Here is a 23,002-nt window from a genome sequence, read left to right as displayed (position 1 = left end):
TTGATAGCTTTGTTTTGCTCATACAAAATTTCGCTTAAATTTTTTGTGGTTTTTGATGTTGCTCTGCAGGTCTTTGGCATCCCAAATTTGCAACTCCCACGGAAAATAAAAATCGCTTTTATTTTTAAAATAAACATGCAGACCGCGACAACCTTCTTTCTCGCGCAAATACCAGTTTTTAAGCCCTAACTCTTCTTGCCAGTCATCCAACAAATCCATCACGAGATTGATTTCTTCAGCGCTTAGGATAATACGGGCACCAAAAATATCATTGAGCCAATTGTTCACGGGGTATTGGTCTTCACGCGCAGCGAAGCGCGCCATCTTGTCATCAATACTTTCACTGGTTTTGACGCGGTAAAAATATTTAATATCGATGTTCGCCGTCATCAGATAATCGTTGACGCTTTCGTGCAAGTTCAGCCGGTACTTGTAAACATGGAGCGCTGGCACATGTGCAACGGTTTTGGAGAGATTAATTTTTTCTATTTTCTTTGTTTCAAAATAATCATTTGAAAAATCAAAGTGCAAACGGTTGATCTCGCTGACAAGTTGTTTGATTTGTTCCATCTTGTCCATGTCATTTCTCCGCAGATTCAATAGACATTTCCGATGCGGGCTTAGGAAAGCTCAGCAGCAAATCGCGGTAGTACTCATATTGCCTTTGGCGCAAAGCAATTTCGCGGGGCAAGCCTTCGGTGATGGAGTTGGTTAGGGCGTCGAATTTATCGAGGATGGCGACAATTCGTTCCTTGTCTTTGGGTAAAAGGTTTGGGATGCTGATGCTCTCCAAGTTCCTTTTGTTTAGCTTTGGCTGCGCCGCGCCCGAGATGTAGGGTGTTAAGTCAATGCTATTTAAATAGAACTCAACGTACTTACGCTCAGCATAAGTCTTAAATTTAAGCACGTGAACGTGATTGTTCACCCAGCTCTTTCCACTGATGCTGAAAGCTATTGGTGTGTTTCTCGCCAGCAAATTTGCGCCGTCTTCTGAAACAAGCAAGTAGTCGCCGGCGAAGATGTAGTCTTTAACGTAATCGACAATCCCCGATGCGCCATAGTAGGGAATATCACCCGGATCTCTTAACCCGCTCGTGATTGGCTTTCGCATTGAATCAAGGTTCTCTGCCAGATACCCCAACGTCTTCCACTCCACAACCCCATCTTTAAAACTCAACAACTGATCGCGGTAGTGGTTGTATTGTTTTCTGCGGGCAGTCAGCTCGACAGTCAGCACGACAGTCAGCTCGGTGAAGGTGTCCAGAATGCGGACGATTTCGGTCTGAATTTCTAGCGATTTTTTGGGGTTTTCTGGGCAGGGGATGGGGATTTGAATTTTTGCAAGGCTGTCGCCGGATATTCGACGCACTTTTGTTCCCGTAATGTATGGCTTCTTCTGAGACTGGAAAATTTCTGTTTGGAAAAAGTACGACATGTACTTTGGGTTAATCGTGTGCCGATAGATGTAAGCGTCTGTGCTGACCGCCACCTCTTCATTTCCCAGCCACGCTACGGCTTTGGCTACGGCATCGTCGTCTTCGCTCGTGGTGGCAATAACAAGATCGCCAGAATACGCTTTTCTAAGCCGCGCAGCGAACTCGTGACCAATGCATGATTTGGTTTTCGTTGCCCATGTGCCGTAGTGAGTATGAATCTGGCCATAGTGAATGCAGCCTGCACCCGACTCAGTGAAATCCGATTTCTGGATACCAGAACCACGAATGAAGGATCCAAGATCACCCAAAGTCCTCCATTGAAACTCGCGGTCATCCAGCAGCTTTTCCAAAAAATTCATGCTGCTCATGCCTCACCCCCCGTCGCGTTGTCTTCGGCATTCCCCATGCGCTTGACCGTTTCTTTTTCCAGCATGGTCGCCAATTCTTCTTCAGTGGGCAAGAGGGTTTGGTATTTCGATGCAAACAGTTGCTGGCTTTCGCTCAGCACCGAGTAATGCACCAGGGTTTCATCTTTATCTGCACACAGAATAATGCCTAGGGTGGGGTTGTCGCCCTCGCCACGCTTGAGATCATCAAACATGCGCACATACATATCCATTTGGCCAATGTCTTGGTGGGTTAGCTTTTCGGTTTTAAGGTCTATGACAACAAAGCATTTAAGCAGGTAGTTGTAAAACACCAAGTCCACATAAAAGTGGGATGTTTCAGTGCTAATGCGCATTTGCTGCGCTACAAAAGAGAACCCTTTGCCCAGTTCAAGCAAAAATTGTTGCAGGTGGTTAATCAGGCTTTGCTCCAACCGGTTTTCTTTGCCGCTTAAATTCTCTGGTAAGCCCAAAAATTCCAGCACATAAGGGTCTTTGATGAACGGCGATGCGCTTGGCTGCAATAGGTTGTTCAGTGGGCTTTGATGCGCCAAAACGCGGCGGTAGTAGCCGCTTTTGATATGACGTTCCAGCAGGCGTGAGCTCCAATTCTGGCTGCTGGCTTCTTGCAGGTAATAGTGACGTTCTGCCGTGCTATCGAGCCGCATGATGAGGCGCACATGCGACCAAGCGATATTGGCTACGCAGTGCGTAGCGAATTCATCAAAGCTGGGAAAGGTCAAATAGAACTGGCGAAAATTTTTAAGGTTGGCAACCGAAAAACCTTGCCCAAAGTGCTCCCCCAAGTAGCGTGAGAGCTTGCTCATTAAGTCTTGGCCATAGACGGCGCGGGCTTCGCCTTGCTGTTCTTCTTCCACTATGCGCTGGCCTAGTTGCCAATAGGTTTGAATCATGGCGGTATTGACTGCGCGATAGGCCTTACTGCGGCCAGTTTGCAGAATCTGGGCGACATCTGCAAAAAAACGCGGCTCAGCCCGAACTTGCTGGGAGTCGAAGCGTTTGATTTTGTCTTGCGGTTCGCTCATTGCCTACAGCTCCTCGGTCTTGAATTCGCTATAGCCCTCAAAGTAATTGCTCACGTCAATGCCCTTCATAAACAAGGCACGGTCATTAATTTGATCGGTTAAGGCTTGTTTGAGCAGGGCTTTAATTTCAAGGTCTTTCACAGGACTGCGTTGCATGGCAGATAGATAGTCTTCTTTATCGACCCGGTTCCAATCCACCACCTGCCTGGTTTCTTTTTTCAGCATCAAATCCAGCCAGATGCGCGTGGCGCGGCCATTGCCTTCGCGAAAAGGATGGGCCACATTCATTTCGACATATTTTTCGATGATTTCATCATACGTGCCGTGTGGCATGGCGTCGATGTGTTTGAGCGAGGGCTCCAGATACATCAGCGGGGCAAAGCGGAAGTTGCCTTTGGCGATATTCACGTCGCGGATTTTTCCGGCGAAGGCATAAATAGCTTCAAACAAATAGGCATGGATAAAGGCCAGACCGGTGAATTTCCCCACGCCCACCTTGTTGATGTCGCCAGAATCAAAAAACTGTTTGGCTTTTTGTTTGCTAATTTTTTCTTCGGCGCGCGCCAGTTCAATCTGGTCGGTGATGCCCAGTTTGTTTTCTAAAATCATGCTGCAGCTCCTTGGGGCTCGGTGCCTTCAATCTCCGCCACGATGGCGTCAATATCCACCCGCAATTTGTCAATCTTGGCAACGGTGATTTTCAGCTCGGCATTGAGCTGGGCAATATCCACCACTTCGCGGATGTCTTTGGCCACTACATAGCTGCTGACCGACAGGTTGTAGTCGTTGGCGGCCACCTTCTCGAAAGGCACGGACTGGGCAAAGTGATCCACGTTTGCTTTGCTGTCGAACACCTGCATGATTCTCTCGATGTGCGAGTCTTGCAGCACGTTGTTATTGGTTTCTTTCTTGAACAGGCTGCCTGCGTCAATGAATTGGGTAGTGGTATCTGGCTTGTGTTTGGACAGCACCAAAATAGTCACGGCAATGGTCGTGCCGTAGAAAAGGTTGGGCGCCAGTGCGATGACGGTTTCTACATAGTTGTTGTCCACTAGGTATTGGCGGATTTTTTGCTCGGCACCGCCCCGGTAGAAGATGCCGGGGAAGCAGACGATGGCCGCGCGGCCTTTGCTGGAGAGGTAGCTGAGTGCGTGCAGCACAAAGGCAAAGTCGGCTTTGGACTTGGGCGCGAGTACGCCTGCCGGGGCAAAGCGGTCGTCGTTGATGAGGGTGGGGTCGTCTGAGCCCACCCATTTCACCGAATACGGCGGGTTGGAGACGATGGCGTCAAACGGTTTGTCATCGCCAAAATGGGGGCCGGTGAGGGTGTCGCCCAGCTGGATGTTGAACTTGTCGTAATTGACGTTGTGCAAGAACATGTTCATCCGCGCCAGGTTGTAGGTGGTGTGGTTGAGTTCTTGGCCAAAAAAACCGTCTTCAATGATGTGCGCGTCGAAATGCTTTTTGGCTTGCAGCAACAGTGAGCCGGATCCGCAAGCGGGATCGTAAATTTTGTTGGCGCTGGTTTGCCCATGCATGGCAAGCTGTGCAATCAGCCGCGACACATGCTGCGGCGTGAAAAATTCGCCGCCCGATTTGCCGGCATTGGATGCGTAGTTGGAGATAAGGAATTCGTAAGCATCGCCGAACAGGTCAATGTGGCTACCTTCAAAATTACCAAAATTCAGCCCGGCCACGCCTTTAAGCACGGCAGCCAAGCGGATGTTTTTGTCTTTGACGGTGTTGCCCAAGCGGTTGCTGGTGGTGTCAAAGTCGGCAAACAAGCCTTTGATATCGCGCTCTGAGTCGTAGCCGTTGGCAGAACTTTCAATGGCGGTAAAGATGGCGGCCAGGTCGGTGTTCAGGCTTTCGCGGGTAGCGGCGCTGGCGACGACTTTGGCGAACAGCTGGCTGGGGTAAATGAAGTAGCCCTTGGTCTTGACAGCGTCGTCTTTGATGTCGGGGGTAATGACCGCATCGTCGAGTTTTGCGTAGTTGATGCTGTCGTCACCGCCTTCGATGTATGCCGCAAAGTTTTCGCTGATGAAGCGGTAGAACAGGGTGCCCAGCACGTATTGCTTGAAATCCCAGCCGTCGACCGCGCCACGCACCTCGTTGGCGATTTGCCAGATTCGGCGTTGAAGTTCTGCGCGTTGTTGGGTGCTGGTCATGGTGTTGCTTTTGTTTTGAGACGATATTTAAAGCGAGGACGCTTTACGCTTTGGAGCATTATCGAGATCAAAACAGTCTGTTTCAGTGCATGCATTAAGTAATCTATCGTCGCCTAATCTGGATTTCCCAGATTAGGCGACTGACTAAATTTGAACGAACGACGTTTTTAATTAGGGTGAACGGCTCCAGCCTCAGCGCAGCATGCGGTTGCCCCCAAGCCACCTTCACGCCAGCTGAATGTCCCCCGGCTGGATGCGTTTGATTCCCTGGGCGGCCATCTGCTTCCAAGCCGCTTGCACCGAGCCGTTCATGTCGATGCCGCGGGTAGCGACCTCAACCACATAGACCTCAAAGCCCAGCCGACGCGCATCCAAAGCGGTCTAGGCGACGCAGAAGTCGGTTGCCAGTCCGGTTACAAACACAGTCTTGATGCCGCGCTCTTTCAAGTAGCCAGCTAGGTAGGTGGCGGTTTCGCGGTCGGCTTCTTCAAAGGCGCAATAGCTGTCCACCACTTTGTGGTACCCCTTGCGGATGATGAGTTGGGCGTTGGGCAGTTTCAGGTCTTTGTGCAAGGCGGCGTCTTCAGCACCCTGCACGCTATTCATTGACGTACACAAAAAATCCAACAAATCGGCCTCTGGCCCTTACAAATAAAGCGCAAGCAGCTATCAGATTCATTTATCGACGACAACCCCCAGCCGATTGCCAAGCAGGCGTTTACTTGCCGAACAACGCGAGCACGTGCTGCCAAGGTCACGCGCTGACGACTTGTGCGCCGGGTCGGGCAGGCCCGTGGAGTTCAGATCAAAAAAAACGCCAAGTATCTGTCGCAGCCCCAACCCATCTCGGGACATTCAAAGAAGCAGCCTGACCTTCAGAAAAAGCCTCAAATAGGCCTCTAGCCCTTTCAGATAAAGCGCTAGTAGCTATCAAATTAATTTCAGATAAGTTCCAATTTCTAGACTGGCGGAGCGTGATAAAGCACCACTTGGTTGCGCCCGCGCTCTTTGGCCTGGTACATGGCATGGTCGGCGTGTTTAGACAAGGCCAGGTCATCAAGGCCATGTTGCGGGTACAGCGCCACACCGACGCAGCACGAAATGTTCAGGCTGTGCCCGGCCAGCTCAAAGGGCTGCGCCAGACTGGCGCGAATTTTCTCGGCCACGGCCAAGGCCTCTGACTCACCCGCCACATCGCGCAGCAGCACCACAAACTCGTCACCACCGATGCGCGCCAGGGTGTCGGAATCACGCACGCAGGCCTGCATGCGCTGGGTGACCGCCTGCAGCAGCAGGTCGCCCACCGCATGACCATGCTCGTCGTTGACGGGCTTGAACTTATCCAGATCAATGAACATCAGCGCCAGGCTGGTCTGGTCGCGCCGCGCGCTGGCCAAGTCGCGCTGCAGCCGGTCGGTGAATAGCGCCCGATTGGCCAGGCCGGTGAGTGCATCGTGCTGGGCCATGTGCAGAATTTTTTCTTCGACCTGCTTGCGCGCGGTGATGTCGTGAACGATGGAAAACAGCAGCGCTTTGCCACCTTGCTCAATCGGCGTGGAATAGACCTCAACGTCTCGCAACTCGCCACTGGCCAGGCGATGCTGAAAGTTGAAGTAGTTGCGCGCTTCGCTCAGCGCAAGCTGGCGCTCCTGGGCTAAAGCTTCAGCTGCCATGGTGTTGAGTAGCCCGACGGGGGCACCCACCAAGCGCTCTGCGGCATAGCCGTAATAGGCCAAGGCCGACGGGTTGGCCGCCATGATTTCTCCGCTGACCGGTTCAATAAGCAGCATCACCGACGTGTTTTTCTCAAACATGTGACGAGAACGCGTTTCGATACTCTGCAAGGCCTGATGGATTTGCTTGCGCTCGGTGACGTCACGCCAGTTCACCAGCAAGACTTGTTGCAGCCCCATTTTGGCGACCGACACGCAAACATCGACCCAGAAGTCAGAACCATCCAAACGTTGGTGCAGGCACTCGAAGCGGTGACTCCCTTTTTGCAGCAATCTGTGGATGACAGCTGCGAAGGCATCGGCTGTGGGGCGACCGTCTGGCTGATGCAGCGGCGAGAGTTGATACGGGGTTTTGCCCAATATCTGCGCCCGTTCGCCGCGCAGCATGACCTCAGTCGCATGATTGCAGTCGGTGATCACCGCGTTGTCCATCTGCACGATCAGGTAGGCATCAGGCGAGTTGTCGAAAAGCATGCGGAAACGTTGCTCGCTCTCTTTCAGCTTTTCTTGCACCTGCTTGCGCTCGGTGATGTCGGTCAGAATGCCGCTCCACAGCACGCTGCCATCGCTTTGTAACTGCGGTGTCGCCTGGTCATGCACCCATTTGGGAGTACCGTCGGACGCGATGATGCGGAATTCGTGCTGCCATGGGGTCAGTCTCTGACTGGCACGCCCGGCCCAGGCGCTGTACGAGACCCTGTCTTGCGGGGCAATGCAATGCGTCAGCGCGTTGTGATCGCGCAAACCCGCCTCGACGCTCACGCCATAAAGCGCTTCAATGCCTTGGCTAAGGTAGCTGAACTGCGCGCGCCGATCAGGGTGGATGATGAACTGATACACCACCCCCGGCACGGCATCGGCCATGGCGGCCAACTGGTCTTTGATGGTGCGCACTTCATGGGCATCGACACACGAGCCGATGTAGCCCACAAACACCCCTTGGGCATCAAAGCGTGGCACGCCGCTGTCGTGAATCCAGCGGTACTGGCCGCTGTGGTGGCGCAAGCGGTATTCCATTTGAAACGGCAAGCGCTGCTCAAAATGACGCAGGTAAAACGCCGCGCACCGCGCCAAGTCATCAGGGTGCACCCCTTCGAGCCAGCCGTTGCCCATCTCTTGTTCCTGGGTGCGGCCGGTAAAAGCCAGCCAGCCGGCGTTGAACCAGTAGCACAAGGTGTCGGTGCCGGCCAGCCAGATCATCACCGGCGTGGCATTGGCAATGCTGCGAAACCGCTCCTCGCTTTCTTTCAGCCTTTCTTCGGCATTCTTGCGCTCGGTGATGTCTTGGTGCGTGCCGGCCATGCGCAGCGGCTTGCCGTCGGCGGCCCACTCCACCACGCGGGCTCGGTCGCTCACCCAGACCCAGTGGCCCTCTTTGTGGCGCATGCGGGCTTCGCACGCGTAGGTGTCAAGCTCACGGCTAAAGCATCGCGCCAGCAGGTCGCCAGACAACTTGGCATCGTCTGGATGCACCAGCTTGTTCCACGTCTCGATACTGATGGGGGCCAGTTCGGCCAGCGTGTAGCCCACAATCTCGGCCCAGCGTGCATTGAACACGGTGGCACCGGTCTGCACCTGCCATTCCCAAGTGGCAATGTGGGCGCCCCGGATGACCTCATTGAGGCGTTGGCTGCTGTCGCGTGCAGCGGCTTCGGCCACAACCAGCGCCTGGTGCGCCGCCTCTTTGCGCACCATGGCGCGCAGCAGCAGCCAGGCCACCAGCAATACCAAGACGGTGATCAACCCGGCGGCGAGCAAAGTTTGGCGCTGCTGGCTGCGCAGCGGTGCCAGGTGTTCGACCAGGCTTGGGCCGACCAACACCGTCAGGCCGTATTGCGGCAAACGGTAGTAGCTCGACAAGCGCTCAACGCCGTCAACCTGCGACTTGCGGCGAAAGCTGCCTTGCTGGGGTGCGCCGGGGCTGGTGAAGAGCGACGCTTCAATGACCTTGCCGACATAGACATCTTGTCCGCTGGAGTGCGCCATCACCTCGCCGGTGTCACGAACCATGCCCGCAGCGCCGTCTTTGCCCATGCCGGCATTTTGATAAAACTTGACGAAATAGTTGGGGTCCACCGAAATGACCACCACGCCGACCCACTGTGCGTTGCGAAAGATCGGGCGGCTGAGTTGGATGCTCCACTTGCCAGAGACTTTGCCCTTGAGCGGGCGGCTGACAAACAGTTTGTCCTGCAATGTGCCCTGGTGCATCTTGAAGTATTCACGCTCGCCCAAAAACGTGGGTTCGTTGGGCATGCCGAGGTTGGAGTAGGCCAAATTCCCGTCGGCACCAATGACGGCAATCTGCAAAAACGCTTCGTCCAAAAATTCTGTGTACCCCTTAACCTCGTGGCCCAAGTCGGCCGGGCGATTGACCCAGGCGCTGCGCAGTTCCAGCAGGGCGTGGTCTACGCTGCGAAAGGTGCTATCGGCATCGTTGGCAAACAGCCGCGCCAGCGTAGCGGTTTCGCGGCGAATGTCATCCAATTCCTGACGCTCAGCGTCTTGATGGTTCCAGGCCACAGCGGACCACAGCAGCGCCAGCAGCGCCAGCAGAGTCAACACGGCCAACGCTGTGCAGCGTTGTAAGCCGGTGGCAAGAAATTTTTTGACAGATATCATTTTGATAGCTGCTTGCGCTTATTCTGCGGGGGCTAAAGGGTGTTTTGGCCTGGTCATGGCATCTGTGGGGCGTTTGGTCTGCAATTGCGGGGGCTTGGTGCATGCGGCAGCGACTTTACCGCGCGCGATTATCTGCCTCTTGGCGCAGGGGTTTGCTGACGGCAGCGGGTGTGTCTTGCCAAAATTTGTTCGTCAAAGGCCGCCGAACCCCGATGGGCAGTCTTGCACAGATAGGTGCTGCGAGTCGGGTCGGTTTTCGTGGGTTAACCACACAGGGATTGTTGAAGCTAGCCCTTACGGATAAAGCGCGAGTAGCTATCAAATTAATTTAGAAACTACAACCCCAAGCAGCATAACCACCGCAATCGCCAGCCCCAAAACCCGTTTGCGGTTGACCTCCACGCGGGCGATGAGCTGGGTGTTTTGCTCGGCCAGTGAGCCAATCAGCGCGCTCGACTCCAGCATCTGCTGGTGCAGTTGGGCTACCGCGCCCTGCAGTTGCAGCACCTCTGCCTGCAGCGCGGCCACTGGGTCGGGCACATCGCCTGGCATGCCGGGCACTGGCGCCAGTGTCTCAGGCGGTGCGTCAGGTTTTTTGCCAACGTTGTTCCAGAGTTTTTTGGCACCGCTGGCCACCTTGGGCGCGTTCTCGATCACATCGCCCCAGGGCACCAATTTCAAAACAGTCAGCCAACCGATTGCCATGCAGCCCCCTTATTGATCAAAACAGGTGCTAAGTATCTACCAGCACCGCTTTTCCTCGGGCGCCCCGGCCCATCCGCTGGCCTATCCGACACTGCCCGCGCACCCGTTAGGGCCAGGTGCCGACTCATAGACAATCTGCACGCCAATATGCCCGCCAACGCCAACCATTCGTCCACCATGCCGCCCGGCCTGATCGTGCTGCTGCTCTCGCTTTTGTTAGGTCTGCAACCCATCACCACCGATTTGTACCTACCCGCGCTGCCGGTGCTGACCGCCGAGCTGGGCGCCCCCATGGCGCAGGCGCAGCTGACGCTAACGGCGCTGCTGCTGGCCTTTGGCGGCTCGCAGTTGGTGTGGGGGCCGCTGTCTGACCGGTTTGGCCGCCGGCCGATCTTGCTCATCGGCATGGCCGCCTATGTGCTGGCGTCGCTGGCCAGCACGCTGGCGCCCAGCATGGGCTGGCTGATTGTCTGGCGCACGCTGCAGGGCGCGGCGATGGGTGCCGGGGTGATGTGCGCTCGCGCCATCGTGCGCGACCTGTACGAACCCACCCAAGGCGCGCGGGTGATGAGCAAGGGCTTAAGCGGCCTGGGCGTGATCGCCTGTCTGAGCGCGCCGCTGGGCGGCCTGGTGTCTGAGCTGCTGAACTGGCGCTACGCGCTGTTGGCAGTGGGTGTGTTTGGCGCGCTTACCTTAGCGGCGGTGGCGCTGCGCTTTGAAGAAACTGCGCCGCAGAAAAACCCGCAGGCGCTGCAGCTCGGTACTTTGGTGGCCACCTGGCGCGCCATCTTGAGCAACCCGACGTTTTTGGCTTTCTCGGCCCTGTCAGCCTGCTCTTACGGCGGCTTGTTTACCTTTCTGGCGGCCTCGTCGTTTGTTTTTACCGGCGTGCTGGGCCTGAGCAAAATTCAGTATGGGCTGGTGATGTTTGTGAATTCGCTGGCCTACCTTGCCGGCACGTTTATCTGCCGCCACTGGTTGCCGCGCTTTGGTGTGCGTCGCGCGGTGGGCATGGCTGGGGTGCTATCGATTAGCGGCGGCACGCTGATGGCGGTGTTGACGCTGGCGGGCTGGGTGAGCGTGTGGAGCATCATGCCGGCGCAAATGCTGTTCATGATTGGCCACGGCATTCACCAGCCGTGCGGGCAAAGTGGTGCGGTGGGGCCATTTCCGAAGGCAGCCGGTGCGGCGTCGGCGGTGAATGGTTTTTTGATGATGCTGTGCGCCTTTGCGATGGGCGGCTGGCTGGGCACCCACATGGACGGCACGGTGCTGCCGCTGACGCTGGGCGTGTGGTTCTGGAGCGCGCTGATTGCCTTGTCAGCCTGGACGCTGGTGCAACGCCACGGCTAGTGCCGTGGCCGGGTCAATGTGGCGCGGGAATTCGCCGGCGTTTGATGATGATTACCGGTGGCGCGGCGGCACGCGGTGGCGCAGGTGGCTCATACTGCCGCTCAATCGGCTTGAGATGTGCGGTTGCCGCGGCCAGATCTTTGTTGTCTGAATGGCTCAAGGGCGTGACATGGTCACCCACCACCAGCACAAATTCGTCGCCAAGCTTGGCCAGCGCGCCACTTTGCAGGCCTCGCCGGGCACTGCCCAGCAATTGAAGCGGGTCTTCAGCGGGGCGCTCGTAGGTGTGCCTGGCCCATTCGATAGGGCCCAGACGGACAGACCAGCGCGGCTTGGATTTCGGTTGGATGTTCACGGGAAAATCTTGGGTTGAGTTGTCGCTGAAGATGCGAATCGCTTTTCACACGCCTTCCCGGTCAATTTGGCTGTGCCCAGGCGCGTTGGCTGCTTCGGCCGCAGCATCTTTCCTGCGCAAGGCCAACTCCGGATGGCTGTTGGTCAGCAGTTGGAACAAGGCGAACGCCGAGCCCGCCATGTCGCGCGGGTCATGGACACTTTCCAGCGCCTGCCAGGTGCGTGACTGCTGCCCACCCCGGCTGCCTGACTGAACCGGGTAGCCCATCAAGGTGGCAGCCTCAACCTGAGACAAACCAGCCTTGATCCGCGCGGCCTTGAGCTCGTCGCCACTGGGTGTAGGCATGGGAATGGAGAGCGTCATACAGGCGCCGAGTATAAATACTGAAAGCGGCAGTGACCAGTTAAAGCAACAACACGGTCGCCAGACCGAGGAACGAAAAAAACCCGATGACATCGGTCACGGTGGTCAAAATCACGCTGCCGGCCAATGCCGGGTCGATGCCAAGGCGATCCAAAATCAACGGAATCGCCAGACCAGCCAGCGCTGCGCACAGCAGGTTGATCAAAATGGCGGCGCCAAGCACACCGCCAATGCCCCAGTCGCCAAACCACGCCACCGCCAGCAAGGCCACGACAACCGCCCATAAAAGACCATTGAGTATCGAGATGCCCACCTCGCGGTTGAGCAGGATGCGAATGTTGCCTTTTTGCACCTGCCCCAGTGCCAGCCCGCGAATCACCAGCGTGAGGGTTTGGCTGCCCGCCACACCACCCATGCTGGCCACGATGGGCATCAGAACCGCCAGCGCCACCACATGCTCCAGGGTGGCCTGAAAGCGGCCAATCACCCAGGCTGCCAGAAAAGCGGTGAGCAGGTTGATGCCCAGCCAGACCGCCCGGCGGCGCGAACTGACGAGCACCGGCGCAAAGATGTCGGCCTCGTCGTCCAAACCCGCCATCTGCATCATGGCGCGGTCGGAGTCCTGGCGGATCAAGTCGACCACGTCATCCACGGTGATGCGGCCAATCAACCGGTTGTCGTCATCCACCACTGGGGCGGACAAAAGGTCAAGGTCCTGAAACAAACGCGCCACCTCGGTGGCTTCGGTATGCACCGAAATGCCGGCAATATCGGTTTGCATCACGTCAGACACGCGCAACCCCAGCTCTGCAGTGACCAGCGTGCTCAGCCGCAGCGTGCCCTGGTAGTGGCCCTTGCGGTCCACCACCATCAGTATGTCGGTGTGCGACGGCAGGGTCTCAAGCAAGCGCAGGTAGCGCAGCACGGTGCCCACTTTGACATTGGCGCGCACCTCGATCGGGTCTGCGTCCATCAGGCCGCCGGCCGAATCTTCCGGGTAGGACAGCATGGACTCCAACTGCTCGCGCCGGCGCCCTGTAGACGACTGCAGCAGCGCGCTGCTCAACTCGCTGGGCAATGTCTGGATCAGGTCGACCAGGTCATCGAGTTCAAGGCGCTGCGCTGTCGCCACCAGGTCTTCAACTTCAAGCTGGCGCGCCAGGCTGATGCGGATTTCGTCATGCAGGTAGGTCAGCACCTTGCCTGTGCGCTCGGTCTCGACCATGCTCCAAACCGTGCTGCGCTCAGTGGGCGGTAATGACTCCAGCAACCCCGCCACCTTGGCCGGGTGAATGCGCAGCAAGATTTTGCCTACGCGCTTTAGCTTGCCGCCTTCCAGGGCTATGCGGATGTCGGCCAACTGGTTGACCGCATCGGGCGCCGTCCTTCCACCCTGCCCTGCATCGCTCGCCTCGGAGCCGGGTGCATCACCGGAATCAACGGCAAACTGGCCGAGCAGGTCCAGATTCATGTGGGGCCGAAGCCGAGTCTCCAGCGCGGCATCTACCTGTTGCCACAAGGCTTGGCGCTGCTCGGGGTCGAGCATTTCAAGCAGGGCGGCCACCTTGGCGGGGTGCATGCGCGCCAGGAGCTTGCGCACGCGCTTGTTTTTGCCGTCGGCCAGCGCTTGGGTGATCTGCTCGATGTCGGTGAGTGGGCTCAGCTCATCCAAATGATTGTTGTCAGGCTGTGTGGAATGCATGCCTTGCAGAATACCCGCAATGGCGCAGTGCCAATCAAGCGCGGGCAGAGCGGGGCTAAACCATCACCTACTGGCTGGCCCAATGGGCGTCAGCCCGGTTACAGGGTCAATACCGTGCAGCCGGTGGTTTTGCGCGCTTCCAGGTCACGGTGCGCCTGCTGCACGTCTTCTAACCTGTAGCGTTGCTCGATGTGGATCTTGACCTGACCACTGGTCACCGCCGCAAACAAGTCATCGGCCATGGTCTGCGTGGTTTCGCGGGTAGCGATGTGGGTGAACAGGGTTTGCCGCGTCACATACAGCGAGCCTTTGGGGCCCAAAATGCCGGGCGAAAACGGCGCCACTGGCCCAGAGGCGTTGCCAAAGCTGGCCATCAGCCCAAACGGCGCCAAGCAGTCCAGCGATTTGTCCCAGGTGTCTTTGCCCACCGAGTCGTAAACCGCCTTGACACCCCGGCCAGCGGTGATCTCCTTGACCCGGGCCAAAAAGTCTTCCTTTACGTAATTGATAGCATACTGCGCACCATTGGTAAGGGCTAGAGCACATTTTTGCTCTGAACCTGCAGTGCCAATCAAGCGCAGCCCCATGGCTTTGGCCCATTGGCAGGCGATCAGGCCCACGCCGCCGGCAGCAGCGTGAAACAGCACAAAGTCACCCGGCTGCAAGCCGCCTTGGGGTTGGGTGCGTTTGAGCAAATATTGCGCGGTGAGGCCCTTGAGCATCATTGCCGCACCGGTCTCGAAGTTGATCGCGTCAGGCAGCTTGCACACCCATTGGGCGGGCATCACCCGCAAGTCGCAGTAGCTGCCGCTGGGGTTGCTGGCGTAGGCGGCACGGTCACCCACTTTCAGATGGGTGACGCCCTCGCCCACCGCTTCCACCACACCAGCGGCTTCCATGCCCAGTTGCACTGGCAGTTGCATTGGGTACAGGCCACTGCGCTGGTAAACATCAATGAAGTTCAGCCCCACTGCGTGGTGGCGGATACGAATTTCGCCAGGGCCGGGTTCGCCCACGCTGATCTGCACCAGCTTGAGTTGCTCCGGGCCGCCATGCTGATCGATTTGGATGGCGCGGGATGTGAGCGTCGTCATGATGAGCCTGCGGGAAGAACAAAGAGGCGAGATATTGCCATGAATCCCCAGCCGCCGGTTTGCTGCGAAAATTGCTGCAAACTGCCTTCTCTACGTATGTCTTGTTACCCGCCGCACTGCTTATGTGCATTTTTTTTGAACACCCGGCCAACGCCGGGGGCCATGGCTTAGGCGCATGAGCCAACCGCACATTACGCTCAAAGCCTCGTTGTTGCTCACCCTGCCGCCGTTGCTGTGGGCATGCAATGCGGTGCTGGGGCGCGTCATTGCCGAGTTGGTGTCACCGATCACGCTTAACCTGCTGCGCTGGTCCATTGCCTTTGTGCTGCTGCTGCCGTTGGCCGCGCCGGTGCTGCACCGCAGCAGCCTGCTGTGGCCCAACTGGCGGCGCTTCATGGGCCTGTCTTTGCTGAGCATCGGCGGCTACAACGCCCTGCTGTACCTGGCACTCAACACCTCTACTCCCATCAACGTGACGCTGGTGGGGGCCGTTACCCCGGTGTGGATGCTGCTGATTGGGCGACTGTTTTTCGGCAAGGCCATCCTCCAACGCCAATGGCTGGGTGCGGCGATGTCGATCAGCGGCGTGTTGCTGGTGCTCAGTCGTGGCCAGCTTGATGTGCTGCTGCAGGTGCGGCTGGTGCCGGGTGATGTCTACATTCTGCTGGCTTCGGCCGCCTGGGCCTACTACAGCTGGATGCTGGTGCACCCCACTTCGGAGCCCAGCAGCATTCGCACCAACTGGTCAGCCTTTCTGATGGCGCAGATTTCGTTTGGTCTGATCTGGTCGGGCCTGTTTGCGGCAGGCGAATGGTCGCTGGGCTTTGGTCACCTGACCCCGAGTTGGAAACTGGCGGCAGCGCTGCTGTTCATCGCCATCGGCCCGGCCTTGCTGGCTTACCGCTCATGGGGTGCCGGCGTGGCGCAGGCGGGGCCATCGGCGGCGGGCTTTTTCATCAACCTGACGCCGCTGTTCACTGCGGTGCTGTCAGGCTTCTTTCTGGGTGAGATCCCTCACGCCTATCACGCGCTGGCCTTTGCGCTGATCGTGGGCGGCATTGTGGTGTCATCCAGACGCCGACCGGGCCCAATCACTGCGCTTTAAAGCCACTCGCCTGGATGATTTGCGCCCAGGTTTTGCTGTAACTGGCTTCACGGCTGGCGAGTTGGGCAGGTGTCATGTAGCCCACCGTCAAGCCCATGCGGGTCAGGCGTTCTTGCACCGCGGGTAGAGCAGTCACCGTGGCCACCGCGCCTGACAACTTGTCGATGGTGGCTTGCGGCGTGCCTTTGGGCGCAAAAATGCCGTAGTACGGCGCATCTTCAAAGCCCGCCAGACCCAGCTCAGTGAAGGTGGGAACGTCTGGCAAAGCAGCTTGGCGCACGCCACCCAGCACCGCTACCACCCGAATCTTGCCGGCTTTCTGGTTTTCGATGAAATCGGGAACCGAGCCAATGCCTGCGTGGATTTGGTTGCCCAACATGTCGGCCATCATCGGCGCGCTGCCGCGGTATGGCGCGGCCTGCAGGTCAAGCTTGTATTTTTGACCAATCACTTTGACCAAAAACTCAGGCACTGATGCGGGCGCGGGCACACCCACGGTGTCCTGGCCTGCAGCCTGCCTCTGCACAAATTCCACGTACTGCTTCATGCTGCTCGCGGGTGTGCCACCAGACACCGCAAACGCATTCGCAAAGGTGGCAAAGCCAGCCACCGGCAGAAAGTCTTTCTGCGGCGCATAACCCGGGTTTTTCACCACCAGCGGCAGGATGGAAATGGTGTGATCGTGCGACAAAAACAGCGTATTGCCATCAGGTGCAGCGGCTTTCAGTGCCTGCGCGGCAATCTGCCCCCCAGCGCCAGCCTTGTTGTCCACCACCACCGAGACACCCAACTGATCCTTGAGCTTGTCGGCCAGGATGCGCGCAATGGCGTCCGTACCCCCGCCGGGCGGAAACCCTACCATCAGCTTGACTGGCCCGCTTTGCGCATGCGCCAGCCCAACAGCCAACAGCGATGCCGCACATAAGGTCCGCGACAAGCGGCGAACCCGCACTTTCAATCCACCTTGATCCATCTGCCACTCCTTAAAAAATCAAATAAAACGCCAGCCACCCCTAATCTTCCACAAACGCGGCTTGACGCTGGCGTTTGATGGCGGGCAGCAAAACCACCAGCAACATGGCCGCCGCAGCGGCAAGCAGACCCGCCGACAGCGGCCGCGTGACCAGCACACTCCAGTCGCCGCGCGAGAGCAGCAGCGCGCGGCGCAGGTTTTCTTCCATCATCGGCCCCAGAATGAAGCCCAGCAACAGCGGCGCAGGCTCCAGACCGAGCTTGATGAACACATAACCGATCACGCCAAACAGGCCCACCATCCAAATGTCCCAGGTGTTGTTGTTGGTGCTGTAGACGCCAATGGCGCAAAACAACACGATCGCCGGAAACAGCCAGCGGTACGGCACGCTGAGCAGCTTGATCCACAACCCGATCAGCGGCAGATTCAGCACCAGCAGCATGGCATTGCCAATCCACATCGAGGCAATCAGGCCCCAGAACAGTTCGGGGTTGCTGGTCATCACCTGCGGGCCGGGTTGGATGTTGTGGATGGTCATGGCGCCCACCATCAGCGCCATCACCGCGTTGGGTGGGATGCCCAGCGTCAGCAGCGGGATGAAAGAGGTTTGCGAGCCGGCGTTGTTGGCCGACTCGGGCGACGCCACGCCGCGGATGTTGCCTTCGCCAAAAGGCACCTCACCGGGGTGAAGTTTGGTTTTCTTCTCCACACTGTAAGCCGCAAACGCTGCCAGCATGGCCCCACCGCCGGGCAGGATGCCCAGCATCGAACCAATGCCGGTGCCACGCAGCACCGCCGGCACCATGCGTTTGAAATCTTCGCGGGTGGGCATCAGGCCCTGCACCTTGGCGGTAAAGACTTCGCGCTGCGATTCTTTCACCGACAGGTTGGAAATGATCTCGCCATAGCCAAATACGCCCATGGCGATCACGATGAAACCAATGCCGTCGGTCAACTCTGGAATATCAAAGGCAAACCGCGCCACGCCAGAATTCACGTCGGTACCCACCAAGCCCAGCAGCAAGCCCAGCACAATCATCGCCACGGCTTTCAGCAGCGAACCAGAGGCTAGCACCACCGCGCCGATCAGGCCCAGCACCATCAGCGAGAAATATTCTGCCGGGCCAAACATGAAAGCCACTTCGGTCAGCGGCGCAGCAAACGCCGCCAGAATCAGCGTGCCCACGCATCCGGCAAAAAAAGACCCCAGCCCGGCGGCGGCCAGTGCCGGCCCCGCCCTGCCCTTGCGCGCCATCTGGTAGCCGTCGATCACGGTCACCACCGAACTCGCTTCACCGGGCAAATTCACCAGAATGGCAGTGGTAGAGCCACCATATTGCGCTCCGTAATAAATGCCGGCCAACATGATCAGGGCCGACACCGGTGGCAGTGCATAGGTGGCGGGCAACAGCATGGCAATGGTTGCCACTGGGCCAATCCCTGGCAAGACACCAATCAAGGTGCCCAACAGACAACCGATGAAGGCATACAGCAGGTTAATGGGCGTGGCAGCTACACCAAAGCCCATAGACAGATTCGTTAGCAAATCCATATCAGTCGCCTAACCCGACAACACCGTGGGCCAGACGACAAACTGCAGGTTCAGCAGCACAACAAAAGCCAGATAACACCCCACCGCCAGCACCGTGGCCAGCAGCAGGCTCTCCTTCAGGCTGAAGCGTTCACCGGCCATACCTGCCACCACCGTCACGCCATAAATCGCTGCGATAAACCCCATGGCAGGCCAACCCAGCGCTGGCAACCCGCCCAGCAACGCGCCAAACAACAGATTACCCGCAACGATGAAAAACAGCGGCTTCCAGGCCCAGGGGCCGACCATCTGACGCTGCTTGGGCGCCAAGCGCCAGGCCCGCAGCATGATGATCAAACCCAGCACCGCCAGCAAGATACCCAGCATCAGCGGAAAGTAACCCGGCCCCATGCGAGCGCTGGTGCCCAGCGTGTAACTTGTCGCGCCCCAGGCGAATGCCGAACCCACCAGCACCAGCAAGGCACCGGCATACACATCTTTATCTTGCTGACCCTTCATCCGATCGACGCCAACTAATGGTCAATGCTCTGACGCTGGGGTGCTGGACAGCACCTCCTCCAGCACGGTCAGGCCTTCGGCAACGCGCAGGGCTCCAGCCAGGCGCAGCGGGCGCATGCCGTCGGCAATGGCCTGGCGCTTCAGGGCAGCAGCATCGGGCTCGCGGGTGATCTGGGCTTTGAAGGCTTCTGAGACCACCAGCAACTCATACAAACCCATGCGACCCCTGAAGCCGGTCATGCGGCAATCGACACAGCCCACCGATTTGAACGGCTTGTAAGCGCCACTGAGTTGCCAGGGTTTGACCGCCTGCTCCAGCGTCTCGCGGGCGGCAGCCGAGTCGGGCACCTTGCATATCGGGCACAGTGTGCGCACCAGCCGCTGCGCCAACACACCCAGCAAGGTGGCGTTGATCAAATAAGCGGGCACACCTAGCTCCATCAGCCGGGTGATGGCCGATGGCGCGTCGTTGGTGTGCAGGGTCGAGAACACCAGGTGCCCGGTCAGCGCCGCCTGCACTGCCATCTCAGCGGTGGCATGGTCACGGATCTCGCCGACCATGATGATGTCGGGGTCCTGGCGCATCAAGGCGCGCAAGCCTTCTGGAAAGCCAAAGTCAAGCTGCGTCTGCACCTGGGTCTGGTTGAAAGAGGCCTCAATCATCTCGATGGGGTCTTCCACCGTGCTCACGTTCACCTCTTCAGTGGCGACCCGCTTCAAGGTCGAGTACAACGTGGTGGTTTTACCCGAACCGGTGGGGCCAGTCACCAAAATGATGCCGGTGTGGCGCTTAACCAGCGCCTCCCAGCGCTCGGCGTCGTGTCTGGAAAAGCCCAAGGCATCGAGTTCCTTGACGGTGGTTTCAGGGTCAAAAATCCGCATCACCATCTTTTCACCAAAAGCGGTGGGCAGGGTGGAAATACGCATCTCGACCTCGGCACCACCGGGGTTACGCGTTTTGATGCGGCCGTCTTGCGGGCGGCGTTTTTCCACCACATCCATCCGGCTGAGCAGTTTGATGCGCGCCGTCATGGCAGTCAGCACGCCCATCGGCATCTGATAGACCGGGTGCAACACGCCGTCAATGCGGAAGCGGATCACGCCCTGCTCGCGCCTGGGTTCCAGGTGGATGTCACTGGCGCGCTGGTCAAAGGCGTATTGCCATAACCAGTCCACCACCTGCACCACGCTCTGGTCGTTAGCATCAAGCTGTTTGTTGCTCTTACCCAGCTCCACTAGTTGTTCAAAGCTGGACCCGGCGTTGCTGCCCGCCTTGGCCGCCGCGCGCACCGACTTGGCCAGGGCGAAAAACTCCACGGTGTAGCGGTGAATATCTTGCGGATTGGCCACCACACGGCGCACGCTGCGCCGGGCCTGGCGCTCCACCTCGCCCACCCAATCGGTTAGGAAAGGCTCGGCAGTGGCTACCACTACTTCCTGCGCAGTCACCTGCACCGGCAAAATTTTGTGCCTCTCGGCATAGGCCGGGCTCATGGTGTCGGCCACCTTGCCCACATCCACCTTGAGCGGGTCAATGCGCAGATAAGCCAGTTTCACATGACCGGCCAGCCACTGGGTGAGCGACTCCAGGTCCATCGGCTTGTCATCCACCGCCCGGCGCACCGCCACGCTGGCCAGACGCAGCAGCGGGTGCTGCGCACTTTCGGCCTGCGCGCAGCGGGTGTGAATGCGCTGGGCTTCCTGCGTGGTGATGGTGCCGTCGGCTTTTAGCCATTGCACTAGGCTGCGCCAGTCCAGCGGGCCGGCGTGGGGCTCAGAGCGGTGTTTGGTAGATATGGAAGGCGTCATGGCAGCACCGGCTTGAACACACGCACCCACTTGGTGGCGGGCAGGCCCCAGCGGGCCTCAATGAGGGCGGCGCGCGCCATCAGCACCTCGCGCTTGGGGCGGCTCGGTGTGTGCTGTGCCAGCACCACGGTATTGCCTTCCCGGGTGGGTTTAAAGGCCCAAACCGCATTCTTGTCAAACGCCGCTGACATTTTTTCAACGCTGCGCTTATAGCTGGAGGCCCGGCCAAACAGGTTCACCGTCATGCAGCCTTCGGGCGTGAGCAGACGGCGGCAATGGTTGTAAAACGGCAGGCTGTCGAGCACGGGTGCGGCGGCTTCCCGGTCATACAAGTCCACCTGTAGCGCGTCCACCGTGCCCCAATATTTGGGGTTGAGAATTTCCAGCGCGGCGTCCGCCAGCACTACACGCATCATCGGGTTGTCAGCCGGCAGCTTGAAATGGTTGCGGCACATGGCGAGAACTTGCGGGTTCAGCTCAATCGCGGTGGTTTTGATGTGCAGCTCTTTGGCACAGAACTTGGTCAGCGACCCGGCACCCAAACCCAGTTGCATGGCTTGGCGGTCCTTTACCGAATCGGGTTCGACAAGCAGCAGCCAAGCCATCATGCGCTGCACATAGTCATGCACCAGGCCAATGGCGTCTTCGAGGTACATCGAGCCCTGAATCCACTCACTGCCCAAGTGCAGATGTCGAATGTTGTCGTCGTCCGAAAAGTTGACTTCCGGTAAATTGGGGCTGCGTTTTTTCAAGATGCCTGATTATCCCCAATCAAACCTCTAAGATGCTGCCCTTTGACATGAAAGGGCAGTCCGATGAAGCTTGAAACCTTGGCCGTTCACGCTGGCTACGCACCAGACCCCACCACCCGTGCAGCCGCGACACCGATTTACCAGACGGTGGCCTACGCCTTTGACGACACGCAGCATGGCGCTGACCTGTTTGACCTGAAGGTGGCTGGCAACATCTACAGCCGCATCATGAACCCGACCTGTGCTGTGCTGGAAGCGCGGGTGGCGGCGTTAGAGGGCGGCGTGGGCGCGCTCGCGGTGGCATCAGGCATGTCGGCCATCAGCTACGCGATCCAGACCATTTCTGAGGCCGGGGACAACATCATCTCGGCCTCCACGCTGTATGGCGGCACCTACAACCTGTTTGCCCATACCTTCCCGCAAATTGGTCTCGAGGTGCGTTTTGCAGACTACCGTGACCCAGCCTCATTTGCGGCGTTGATTGATGACAAAACGAAGGCGATCTATTGCGAATCCATTGGCAACCCGCTGGGCAACGTGACCGACCTGTCCGCGCTGGCCGAAGTAGCCCACGCCCATGGCATTGCGCTGATTGTGGACAACACCGTTGCCAGCCCGGCCTTGTGCCGCCCATTTGAGCATGGTGCCGACATCGTGGTGCACTCGGTTACCAAATACCTGGGCGGCCACGGCACGACCATTGGCGGCGTGATCGTGGACTCTGGCAAGTTCCCGTGGGCACAACACGCCAAACGCTTCAAGCGCCTGAACGAGCCAGATGTCAGCTACCACGGCGTGGTCTACACCGAAGCGTTTGGCCCAGCCGCTTACATTGGACGCGCCCGCGTTGTGCCGCTGCGCAACATGGGGGCGGCATTGAGCGCCATGGCGGCGTTTCAGCTGTTGCAAGGCATCGAAACCTTGGCCCTGCGGATGGATCGCATCTGCGAAAACGCCTTGAAGGTGGCCACTTACCTGCAAGCACACGACAAGGTCAGCTGGGTTAACTATGCAGCCTTGCCTGACCACCCGGACCACGCGCTAGTTGAGAAGTACATGGGCGGGCGCGCCTCGGGCATCATCAGTTTTGGATTGAAGGCGGCCAACAGCCTGGAGGCGGGCTCGCGTTTTCAGGATGCGTTGAAGCTCTTTACCCGGCTTGTCAACATTGGCGATGCCAAATCACTGGCCTGCCACCCGGCTTCCACCACGCACCGCCAGCTCAACCCACAAGAGTTGACCAAAGCAGGTGTCAAGCCCGATATGGTCCGCCTGTCTTTGGGTATTGAGCACATTGATGATCTGACGGCTGACCTGGAGCAGGCTCTGGCCGCCGTTTAAAGCCGA

19 protein-coding genes and 1 pseudogene are annotated in these 23,002 nt (G+C 58.2%); 3 read left to right on the top strand and 17 right to left on the bottom strand.

The genetic code is table 11. The features are described from left to right. Positions 1–18 precede the first annotated feature (18 nt). The 8 genes and pseudogenes from BLL52_RS12850 to BLL52_RS12815 all read right to left on the bottom strand — a co-directional run bounded on the left by BLL52_RS12850 (position 19) and on the right by BLL52_RS12815 (position 10,099). On the bottom strand, positions 19–579 hold the full coding sequence (locus BLL52_RS12850) for a nucleotidyltransferase family protein (RefSeq protein ID WP_075587001.1): 561 nt from the start codon (positions 577–579) through the stop codon (positions 19–21). A 1-nt stretch (position 580) separates the two neighbouring features. Next, complete coding sequence (locus BLL52_RS12845) at positions 581–1,795, bottom strand: restriction endonuclease subunit S (protein ID WP_198930627.1); 1,215 nt, start codon at positions 1,793–1,795, stop codon at positions 581–583. A 5-nt stretch (positions 1,796–1,800) separates the two neighbouring features. Then, entirely contained in the window at positions 1,801–2,868 is a 1,068-nt protein-coding gene (locus BLL52_RS12840; protein ID WP_083633930.1) for a PDDEXK nuclease domain-containing protein, read from the bottom strand. A gap of 3 nt (positions 2,869–2,871) precedes the next feature. Further along, positions 2,872–3,477 (bottom strand): protein adenylyltransferase Fic, encoded by a 606-nt coding sequence (gene fic / locus BLL52_RS12835; protein WP_075586999.1) that lies wholly within the window; start codon positions 3,475–3,477, stop codon positions 2,872–2,874. Continuing rightward, positions 3,474–5,039: a type I restriction-modification system subunit M gene (locus BLL52_RS12830; protein WP_075586998.1), complete on the bottom strand. Its 1,566-nt coding sequence runs from the start codon at positions 5,037–5,039 to the stop codon at positions 3,474–3,476. Before BLL52_RS12830 ends, fic begins: the two co-directional genes overlap by 4 nt. 225 nt (positions 5,040–5,264) lie before the next feature. After that, positions 5,265–5,636: pseudogene (locus tag BLL52_RS12825) on the bottom strand (isochorismatase family protein); the annotation flags it as partial. Between the two features lie 362 nt (positions 5,637–5,998). Then, positions 5,999–9,394: a sensor domain-containing diguanylate cyclase gene (locus tag BLL52_RS12820; protein ID WP_075586997.1), complete on the bottom strand. Its 3,396-nt coding sequence runs from the start codon at positions 9,392–9,394 to the stop codon at positions 5,999–6,001. A gap of 318 nt (positions 9,395–9,712) precedes the next feature. Next, complete coding sequence (locus tag BLL52_RS12815; protein ID WP_075586996.1) at positions 9,713–10,099, bottom strand: hypothetical protein; 387 nt, start codon at positions 10,097–10,099, stop codon at positions 9,713–9,715. A 147-nt stretch (positions 10,100–10,246) separates the two neighbouring features. On the opposite strand from BLL52_RS12815, the gene BLL52_RS12810 reads away from it, so the two are divergent. Then, a complete protein-coding gene (locus BLL52_RS12810) occupies positions 10,247–11,452 on the top strand; it encodes a multidrug effflux MFS transporter (protein ID WP_139313381.1) in 1,206 nt (401 codons plus the stop codon). Between the two features lie 13 nt (positions 11,453–11,465). Here the strand turns inward: BLL52_RS12810 and BLL52_RS12805 are convergent, their stop codons facing one another. The 4 genes from BLL52_RS12805 to BLL52_RS12790 all read right to left on the bottom strand — a co-directional run bounded on the left by BLL52_RS12805 (position 11,466) and on the right by BLL52_RS12790 (position 14,966). After that, a complete protein-coding gene (locus tag BLL52_RS12805; protein WP_075586995.1) occupies positions 11,466–11,807 on the bottom strand; it encodes a hypothetical protein in 342 nt (113 codons plus the stop codon). A gap of 45 nt (positions 11,808–11,852) precedes the next feature. Further along, entirely contained in the window at positions 11,853–12,152 is a 300-nt protein-coding gene (locus tag BLL52_RS12800; protein ID WP_241839146.1) for an XRE family transcriptional regulator, read from the bottom strand. Positions 12,153–12,210: 58 nt separating this feature from the next. Then, the gene (gene mgtE, locus BLL52_RS12795) at positions 12,211–13,872 is read right to left on the bottom strand and encodes a magnesium transporter (RefSeq protein WP_083633929.1); all 1,662 of its coding nucleotides are present in this window, start codon (positions 13,870–13,872) and stop codon (positions 12,211–12,213) included. A 98-nt stretch (positions 13,873–13,970) separates the two neighbouring features. Beyond that, entirely contained in the window at positions 13,971–14,966 is a 996-nt protein-coding gene (locus BLL52_RS12790; protein ID WP_075586993.1) for a quinone oxidoreductase family protein, read from the bottom strand. A gap of 175 nt (positions 14,967–15,141) precedes the next feature. Between BLL52_RS12790 and BLL52_RS12785 the strand changes: the two genes are divergently transcribed. Then, entirely contained in the window at positions 15,142–16,071 is a 930-nt protein-coding gene (locus BLL52_RS12785; protein ID WP_075586992.1) for a DMT family transporter, read from the top strand. On the opposite strand, the gene BLL52_RS12780 is transcribed toward BLL52_RS12785, so the two are convergent. From BLL52_RS12780 to BLL52_RS12760, 5 genes are read right to left on the bottom strand one after another with little or no spacing between them, the layout of a single operon-like run. After that, positions 16,058–17,044, bottom strand: coding sequence for a Bug family tripartite tricarboxylate transporter substrate binding protein (locus tag BLL52_RS12780; protein ID WP_075586991.1), 987 nt, complete (start codon positions 17,042–17,044; stop codon positions 16,058–16,060). The genes BLL52_RS12785 and BLL52_RS12780 overlap by 14 nt on opposite strands. Before the next feature lie 40 nt (positions 17,045–17,084). Then, positions 17,085–18,596 (bottom strand): tripartite tricarboxylate transporter permease, encoded by a 1,512-nt coding sequence (locus tag BLL52_RS12775; RefSeq protein ID WP_075586990.1) that lies wholly within the window; start codon positions 18,594–18,596, stop codon positions 17,085–17,087. Between the two features lie 9 nt (positions 18,597–18,605). After that, positions 18,606–19,094 (bottom strand): tripartite tricarboxylate transporter TctB family protein, encoded by a 489-nt coding sequence (locus tag BLL52_RS12770; RefSeq protein ID WP_075586989.1) that lies wholly within the window; start codon positions 19,092–19,094, stop codon positions 18,606–18,608. Positions 19,095–19,115: 21 nt separating this feature from the next. Further along, positions 19,116–20,903: a type IV pilus assembly ATPase TfpB gene (tfpB, locus tag BLL52_RS12765; RefSeq protein ID WP_075586988.1), complete on the bottom strand. Its 1,788-nt coding sequence runs from the start codon at positions 20,901–20,903 to the stop codon at positions 19,116–19,118. After that, positions 20,900–21,658 carry a class I SAM-dependent methyltransferase gene (locus BLL52_RS12760; RefSeq protein WP_075586987.1) on the bottom strand — a complete coding sequence of 253 codons (759 nt, stop codon included), beginning with the start codon at positions 21,656–21,658 and terminating at the stop codon, positions 20,900–20,902. Before BLL52_RS12760 ends, tfpB begins: the two co-directional genes overlap by 4 nt. Before the next feature lie 60 nt (positions 21,659–21,718). Here BLL52_RS12760 and BLL52_RS12755 point away from each other — a divergent pair, with 60 nt between their 5' ends. Next, entirely contained in the window at positions 21,719–22,996 is a 1,278-nt protein-coding gene (locus BLL52_RS12755; protein ID WP_075586986.1) for an O-acetylhomoserine aminocarboxypropyltransferase/cysteine synthase family protein, read from the top strand. Positions 22,997–23,002 lie beyond the last annotated feature (6 nt).

This window comes from Rhodoferax antarcticus ANT.BR (genome assembly GCF_001938565.1).
GTDB classification, from domain to species: Bacteria; Pseudomonadota; Gammaproteobacteria; order Burkholderiales; family Burkholderiaceae_C; genus Rhodoferax; species Rhodoferax antarcticus.
The sequence above is the reverse complement of the archived record's forward strand: the minus strand, read 5'-3'. Positions and strand labels throughout refer to the sequence as shown.

Bases quoted from the DNA above. Each gene is read 5' to 3' on its own strand.
- BLL52_RS12820 (WP_075586997.1), bottom strand. From the start codon at position 9,394: ATGATATCTGTCAAAAAATTTCTTGCCACCGGCTTACAACGCTGCACA.
- BLL52_RS12815 (WP_075586996.1), bottom strand. From the start codon at position 10,099: ATGGCAATCGGTTGGCTGACTGTTTTGAAATTGGTGCCCTGGGGCGAT.
- BLL52_RS12785 (WP_075586992.1), top strand. From the start codon at position 15,142: ATGAGCCAACCGCACATTACGCTCAAAGCCTCGTTGTTGCTCACCCTG.
- fic (WP_075586999.1), bottom strand. From the start codon at position 3,477: ATGATTTTAGAAAACAAACTGGGCATCACCGACCAGATTGAACTGGCG.
- BLL52_RS12755 (WP_075586986.1), top strand. From the start codon at position 21,719: ATGAAGCTTGAAACCTTGGCCGTTCACGCTGGCTACGCACCAGACCCC.
- BLL52_RS12790 (WP_075586993.1), bottom strand. From the start codon at position 14,966: ATGACGACGCTCACATCCCGCGCCATCCAAATCGATCAGCATGGCGGC.
- BLL52_RS12830 (WP_075586998.1), bottom strand. From the start codon at position 5,039: ATGACCAGCACCCAACAACGCGCAGAACTTCAACGCCGAATCTGGCAA.
- BLL52_RS12840 (WP_083633930.1), bottom strand. From the start codon at position 2,868: ATGAGCGAACCGCAAGACAAAATCAAACGCTTCGACTCCCAGCAAGTT.
- BLL52_RS12780 (WP_075586991.1), bottom strand. From the start codon at position 17,044: ATGGATCAAGGTGGATTGAAAGTGCGGGTTCGCCGCTTGTCGCGGACC.
- mgtE (WP_083633929.1), bottom strand. From the start codon at position 13,872: ATGCATTCCACACAGCCTGACAACAATCATTTGGATGAGCTGAGCCCA.
- tfpB (WP_075586988.1), bottom strand. From the start codon at position 20,903: ATGACGCCTTCCATATCTACCAAACACCGCTCTGAGCCCCACGCCGGC.
- BLL52_RS12810 (WP_139313381.1), top strand. From the start codon at position 10,247: ATGCCCGCCAACGCCAACCATTCGTCCACCATGCCGCCCGGCCTGATC.
- BLL52_RS12775 (WP_075586990.1), bottom strand. From the start codon at position 18,596: ATGGATTTGCTAACGAATCTGTCTATGGGCTTTGGTGTAGCTGCCACG.
- BLL52_RS12850 (WP_075587001.1), bottom strand. From the start codon at position 579: ATGGACAAGATGGAACAAATCAAACAACTTGTCAGCGAGATCAACCGT.
- BLL52_RS12800 (WP_241839146.1), bottom strand. From the start codon at position 12,152: ATGCCTACACCCAGTGGCGACGAGCTCAAGGCCGCGCGGATCAAGGCT.
- BLL52_RS12770 (WP_075586989.1), bottom strand. From the start codon at position 19,094: ATGAAGGGTCAGCAAGATAAAGATGTGTATGCCGGTGCCTTGCTGGTG.
- BLL52_RS12845 (WP_198930627.1), bottom strand. From the start codon at position 1,795: ATGAATTTTTTGGAAAAGCTGCTGGATGACCGCGAGTTTCAATGGAGG.